We start from the raw sequence: 6,583 nt of genomic DNA, 5'->3' as shown, positions 1-6,583 counted from the left end.
CCCCCAACCCCATGTAGCGCGATCAGAGGGTGATGCCCCTGGAAGGCCGCCGATCGATGCGCGCGATGTACGCGAAGTATGGTTAGGATTCCATTCCGTGTCACTACGGACACGAACGCGCTTGATGCTGCACACTGGTGCATTTGTCCGCATCTGCTGCGATCGCTGCTGCCTGAATTCGATGCAGGCGATCGGCGGGGATGTCCACATCAGCGCATCGCCGCGGCACCTGCATTTCACGGGCCTGTCACTTAACTGGTCTAGCGCTGCTCCCGTCATCGCTGACGGTCAAGGAGCAAACCATGTCGAAGCCGGTGCTGGGCGCAGCATTGTCCATCAAATCGATCCCTGCTCACCGCGACTGGCTTCTGGAACGGCAGCGCGATCTCGAGATCCAGGACTTTTTCCGCGCGGATTTGCTCGACGGCGATTGGCGGAGTGCGGCCAGCGAGATCAAGCAGATGCTCTCGGGCCATACCGGCCGGCTCGGCATTCACGGCCCGTTCTGGGGCTTCAAGATCGACAGCCATGATCCCTTGATCCGCAAGGCGGTGACGAAGCGCCTGCTTCAGGGCCTCGATGCCGCGGAATTCCTCGGCGCGACGCAGATGGTGATCCATTCGCCGTTCACGACCTGGGACCACAACAATCTCGACCTCTATCCCGATAACCGCGGCAATCTCGTCGAACGCGTCAAGACGACGCTCGCCGAGGTGATTGCGCGCGCCGAGACGATCGGCTGCGAGGTCGTCATCGAGAACATCGAGGACAAGGATCCGCGCGACCGCGTGCGCCTCGCCAAGGCGCTCGAAAGCAACAAGGTCCGCGTCTCCCTCGACACTGGCCACGCCAACTATGCCCACATTTCCACCGGCGCTCCGCCGGTCGATTACTACGTCGAAACCGCCGGCGACATGCTGACGCATGTGCACCTCCAGGACACCGACGGCTTTGCCGACCGGCACTGGGCGCCTGGCGAAGGCAACATCCCGTGGGTGGCCGTGTTCCGCGCGCTGGGCCGGCTGACCTCCAACCCGCGGCTGATTCTCGAACTCCGCAACCACGACGACGTTCGCGCCGGCGCAGCCCATCTGGCCGCGCTCGGTCTCGCTGAATAACCGGCATCACAAAGGTCAGGGCTTATCGTCATGAGCAAACTCACCCGTCGCACCATCCTGAAGTCCGGCGGCGCTGCCGCGGGCACGCTTCTCCTGCCGCGCTTTGCGATCGGGCAGGCCGACAACCGCCCGTCGGTGACGATTGCCGTTCAAAAGGTGACGAATTCGAACGTGCTCGACGTGCTGCGCGAGCAATCGAACGTCGGCGAGCGCGTGTTCTTCTCCTCGATCTGGGAGGGCCTGATCTCCAAGAACTGGCGCGGCAGCCTGGAGGCCGTGCCGGGCCTCGCCACCGAGTGGCGCCGCATCGACGACCAGACCGTCGAGGTGAAGCTGCGCCAGGGCGTGAAGTTCCACAATGGCGACGAGCTGACGGCCGAAGACGTCGTCTTCACCTTCAGCCGCGAGCGCATGTTCGGCGAGACCGAGGCCAAGAGCCGCTCCACCATCCAGGCCTTCGAGAAGATCCCGACGCCGCGCCCGGGCAAGGAATTGCCGCCTGATGTGCCGGCGGTCGCCCGCCGCATCTGGCCGGACCTCGTGCGCGTCGATGCCGTCGACAAGTACACGGTGCGCTTCTACAACGCGACGCCCGACGTCACGATCGAGGGCCGGCTGTCGCGCTACGGCTCCGACATCATGAACCGCCGCGCCTGGGAGCAGTCCGCGAGCTATCTCGACTGGGCGCGCAAGCCGATCACGACGGGCCCGTACAAGGTCGTCGAGCTCAAGCCCGACGTGTCGCTGACCCTCGAAGCGCATGACGAATATTGGGGCGGCCGGCCGCCGCTGAAGCGCATCCGTTTCCTCGAAGTGCCCGAGGTCGCGAGCCGCATCAACGGGCTGCTGTCGGGCGAATACCAGTTCGCCTGCGACATCCCGCCGGACCAGATTGCCGGCATCGAGAAGAACTCTGCGTTCGAAGTGCAGGGCGGCACCATCCTCAATCACCGCCTGACCGTGTTCGACAAGAACCACGCCCAGCTCGCCAATCCCCTGGTGCGGCGCGCCTTCACCCACGCGATCGACCGCCAGGCGATCGTCGACAGCCTGTGGGCGGGCCGTACCCGCGTGCCGAAAGGCCTTCAGTGGGAATTCTACGGCGACATGTTCAACGCCGACTGGAGCGTGCCGGCTTACGATCCGAAGCTCGCGCAGGATCTGTTGAAGCAGGCCAACTACAAGGGCGATCCGATTCCCTATCGCCTGCTGAACAACTACTACACCAACCAGGTCGCGACCGCGCAGGTGCTGGTCGAGATGTGGAAGTCGGTCGGCCTCAACGTCCAGATCGAGACCAAGGAGAACTGGTCGCAGATCATGGAACGCGCGCCGACCCGCGCGGTGCGCGACTGGTCGAACTCGGCGGCCTTCAACGACCCCGTCTCGTCGCTGGTCGCCCAGCACGGCCCGAACGGCCAGCAGCAGCAGATCGGCGAGTGGACCAACGCCGAACTGAACAAGCTTTCGGAGTTCCTGGAGACCTCGACCGACCGGGCCGCCCGCAAGAAGGCGTTCCACCGCATGCTGGAGATCGCCGAGCGCGAGGATCCCGCCTATACGGTGCTGCACCAGAACGCGACCTTCACCGCAAAGCCAAAGTCGATCAAGTGGAAGGCGTCGCCGGCATTCGCGATGGATTTCCGCGCCGGCAATTTCGAGGCTTAAGTGGCGACGCCGCTGATCAGCATCCAGGGCCTCAGCGTCGCCTTCAACGGCGTAGCGGTCCTGCGCGGTGTCGATCTCGCTTTGCAGAAGGGCGAGGCCCTCGGCCTCGTCGGCGAGTCCGGCTCCGGCAAGTCAGTGACGTGGCTTGCTGCACTTGGCCTCTTGCCGCGGCATGCAAAAGTCTCGGGCTCCGTGCGGCTCGACGGACGCGAAATCCTCGGCGCACCCGCGGGTGAGCTTGACCGGGTGCGGGGCGGGCGGGTCGCCATGATTTTTCAGGACCCCGCAAGCGCACTCAATCCGGTGCTCACCATTCGCAAGCAGCTCTGCGAGGCTTTGGCGCTGCATCGCGCTCTCTCGGGCGAGGCGGTGAGAGCCGAAGCGCGGCGGCTGCTCGATCTCGTAGGCATTCCCGATGCGACGCGGCGGCTCGAAGCCTATCCGCACGAATTCTCGGGCGGCCAGGTCCAGCGCATCATGATCGCGATGGCGCTGGCCGGAAATCCCGATCTCCTCGTCGCGGACGAGCCGACCACGGCGCTCGACGCCACCATCCAGGCGCAGATCCTGGAGCTGCTCTCGACCATCCGCCGCGAGATGAGCATGGCGATGGTGCTGATCAGCCATGATCTCGGCGTCGTCGCGGAAAACTGCGACCGCGTCGCCGTGATGTATGCCGGCCGCATCGTCGAGCAGGCGCCCGCCAACCAGCTCTTTGCCGATCCGGTGCATCCCTACGCGCAGGGCCTGATCGGCGCACTGCCGCCGCTCGACGGACCGCGTCGGCGTCTCACGGCGATTCCGGGGACCGTTCCCGATCCCGCGCACATGCCAAGCGGCTGCGCCTTCGCGCCGCGCTGCGTGCTGGCGGCCGAGCCGTGCGGACTTGCCGTGCCGAGCCTGGCGCCGATCGCGAACGATCGCGTGGTTGCCTGCATCCGTGCCGAGGCCTCGCGCCGCGCGCTGCTCGGGATCGCCGCCGAATGAGCGCGCCGCTCGTCGAGGTGTCCTCGATCTCGCGCAGCTACGCGATGCGCTCCGGGATGTTCGGCCGCAGCACAGCGGTTCACGCGGTCGACGGCTTGTCACTTGCGATCCGCAAGGGCGAGACGCTCGGCCTCGTCGGCGAGTCCGGCTCGGGCAAGTCGACCACGGGTCGTATCGTGCTTGGCCTCGAGCCGCCCGATCGCGGCGAGGTGCGGTTCGACGGCAAGGCGATGGCCGCGCCAGGCACGAAGGCGTGGCGCGCGCAGCGGGCGCGCATGCAGATGATCTTCCAGGATCCGCTGGGGGCGCTGGACCGGCGGTTGCCGGTCGCAGCCCAAATCCGCGAACCCCTGGACATTCACGGTCTCGGCACGCAGGCCGAACGCGAGGAGCGTGTGCGCGAATTGCTGCGCGCGGTCGAGCTGACACCGGCGCATGGCGCGCGCTATCCGGGCGCGCTCTCCGGCGGCCAGCGTCAGCGTATCGTGCTGGCGCGGGCACTGGCGACAAAGCCGGATTTCCTCGTCTGCGACGAGCCGGTCAGCGCGCTCGACGTCTCGATCCAGGCGCAGGTGGTGAACCTGCTTTGCGACCTCCAGGCGCAGCTCGGGCTGACGCTGCTGTTCATCAGCCACGATCTACGCGTTGTCAGGCAGATCAGCAATGTCGTCGCCGTGATGTATCTCGGCCGCATCGTCGAGATCGGCAGCGCCGATGATCTCTTCGCGCGTCCCGAACACCCCTATACGCAGGCGCTGGTCTCAGCCTCGCCGGCACCGGGCCGCCGCAGCGCGGGCCGCATCGTGCTGGCAGGCGATCCGCCGAACCCGGCGGCCAGGCCCCAAGGCTGTGCCTTCCATCCGCGCTGCCCGCGCGCTATCGCGCGCTGCGCGAGCGAGGTGCCGGTGCTGTCGGCCGTCAGCGGTGACAGGCAAGTCGCCTGCCACCTCGTGACGGGGCCGCAGGCCGAGACGCGGGACGCGGCCTGATGGGACGCTACCTTGCCATTCGGATCGGACGCGCGGCGCTGACGATCGTGCTCGTCGTCACCTTCGCCTTCGTGGTGCTACGCCTCTCCGGCGACCCCGCGCTGATGATTTTGGGACCGGAGGCGCCGCCGGAAGTGCTCGCCGCCTTCCGCAAGGCCTGGGGGCTCGATGATCCCATCTGGTTCCAGTACCTCGACTACTTCGGCGCCATCGCCAAGGGCGAGCTCGGCCGCTCCATGCGCGACGGGCGACCGGCGATCGAGCTCGTGCTGGAGCGGATTCCGGCAACGCTGGCGCTGACGCTGCCGGCGTTCTTCTTCAAGGTCGCGCTCGGCATTCCCGCCGGCATCTACGCGGCGCTGCACCGGGGTTCGGGAATCGATCGCGCCGTGATGATGACGGCGGTCGCCGGCTTCACCGTGCCGAGTTTTGTTCTTGCGCTGCTGCTCGTGCTCGTCTTCGCCGTGCAGCTCGGCTGGCTGCCGTCGGGCGGGCAGGACAGCTGGCGTCACGCCATCCTGCCAATCGTGACACTCAGTCTCGGCGGCGCCGCGGTGCTGGCGCGCTTCACCCGCAGCGCCATGCTGGAGGTGCTGGGCCAGCCCTATATCCGCACCGCCTCGGCCAAGGGCGTGCCGTGGCGCAAGGTGGTGACGTCGCATGCGCTGCCGAACGCGGCGATCCCGACCGTCACCATCCTCGGCTTCATGGTGGGCACGCTGATCGCCGGCGCGGTCGTGGTCGAGAGCGTGTTTGCCTGGCCGGGAGTAGGGCGCCTGCTGGTCGTCGCCGTCGCCAACCGCGACCTTGCCGTCGTGCAATGCATCCTGTTGCTGGTCGCGATGACCATGGTCACGTCCAATCTGATTGTCGATTTCCTCTACGGCTTCCTCGATCCGCGCCTCCGCGCCAAGGGAGCCCACGCATGACCGATACGACGCTGAAGGACACGGCTGTCCGCCGCCGCATCAGCCTTCCCGCGATCCCTGTCTCTGTCGCACTCGCGATCAGCTGGATCGTCGCCATGCTGGTGATCGCGGCGTTCGCCGAGAAAATCGCGCCTTACAGCTTCACCCAGCTCGACCTGCGCAACCGGCTGGCTGCGCCCGGCAATGTTGCGCACTGGCTCGGCACCGACGAGCTCGGCCGCGACGTGCTGTCGCGGCTCCTCGTCTCGATCCGCATCTCGCTCCTGATCGCCTTCGGCGCGACCGCGATCTCGGCGATCGTCGGCACCACGCTCGGCTTCCTCGCCGCGCACTTTCGCGGAGCCGTCGAGCAGTTCGTGCTGATGCTGACCGACTTCCAGGCCAGCATGCCGTTCCTGATCATGGCGCTCGCAGTGCTCGCCTTCTTCGGCAATTCGCTGCCGCTGCTGATCGGCCTGATGGGTCTGTTCGGCTGGGAGCGCTACGCCCGCATCGCCCGCGGCCTCGCCATCTCCGCCAATGCGCAAGGCTATGCCGCGGCCGTTCGCCAATTAGGGGCCACGCCGTCGCGGATTTACCTTAGGCATATCCTGCCCAACATCGCCTCGACCCTGATCGTCTCGACCACGCTCGTCTTCCCCGAGGTGATCCTGATGGAATCCGGCCTGTCCTTCCTCGGCCTCGGCGTGCAGCCGCCGATGACCAGCCTCGGCAACATGGTCGGCTATGGCCGCGAGTACCTGACCCGGGCGCCCTGGATCATGCTGGCGCCGGCGACCACCATCGTGATCACCACGCTGGCCGTCTCCGTGATCGGCGACTGGCTGCGCGACCGGCTCGATCCAACCCTGCAATAGGGCGACGGGCCTGACGCGTGCGCCGATTTGCCGTC

6 protein-coding genes are annotated in these 6,583 nt (G+C 66.8%); all 6 read left to right on the top strand.

Annotation, left to right across the window (positions count from 1 at the left end; translation table 11 throughout):
- Positions 1-302 precede the first annotated feature (302 nt).
- The 6 genes from IVB46_RS27300 to IVB46_RS27275 are packed head-to-tail and all read left to right on the top strand — an operon-like array spanning position 303 to position 6,548.
- Positions 303-1,118: a sugar phosphate isomerase/epimerase family protein gene (locus IVB46_RS27300; protein WP_063983251.1), complete on the top strand. Its 816-nt coding sequence runs from the start codon at positions 303-305 to the stop codon at positions 1,116-1,118.
- A 30-nt stretch (positions 1,119-1,148) separates the two neighbouring features.
- Positions 1,149-2,786, top strand: coding sequence for an ABC transporter substrate-binding protein (locus IVB46_RS27295; protein WP_247309930.1), 1,638 nt, complete (start codon positions 1,149-1,151; stop codon positions 2,784-2,786).
- Positions 2,787-3,773, top strand: a complete 987-nt coding sequence (locus IVB46_RS27290; RefSeq protein ID WP_247309928.1) for an ABC transporter ATP-binding protein — start codon at positions 2,787-2,789, stop codon at positions 3,771-3,773.
- Positions 3,770-4,762 carry an ABC transporter ATP-binding protein gene (locus IVB46_RS27285; protein ID WP_247309926.1) on the top strand — a complete coding sequence of 331 codons (993 nt, stop codon included), beginning with the start codon at positions 3,770-3,772 and terminating at the stop codon, positions 4,760-4,762. The genes IVB46_RS27290 and IVB46_RS27285 overlap by 4 nt, the downstream gene beginning before the upstream one ends.
- On the top strand, positions 4,762-5,691 hold the full coding sequence (locus IVB46_RS27280) for an ABC transporter permease (RefSeq protein WP_014495224.1): 930 nt from the start codon (positions 4,762-4,764) through the stop codon (positions 5,689-5,691). The genes IVB46_RS27285 and IVB46_RS27280 overlap by 1 nt, the downstream gene beginning before the upstream one ends.
- A complete protein-coding gene (locus IVB46_RS27275) occupies positions 5,688-6,548 on the top strand; it encodes an ABC transporter permease (RefSeq protein ID WP_208086861.1) in 861 nt (286 codons plus the stop codon). The genes IVB46_RS27280 and IVB46_RS27275 overlap by 4 nt, the downstream gene beginning before the upstream one ends.
- Positions 6,549-6,583: the final 35 nt, after the last annotated feature.

This window comes from Bradyrhizobium sp. 61, from assembly GCF_023073075.1.
Taxonomy (GTDB): domain Bacteria; phylum Pseudomonadota; class Alphaproteobacteria; order Rhizobiales; family Xanthobacteraceae; genus Bradyrhizobium; species Bradyrhizobium barranii.
This window is presented reverse-complemented; position numbering and strand designations above follow the sequence as displayed.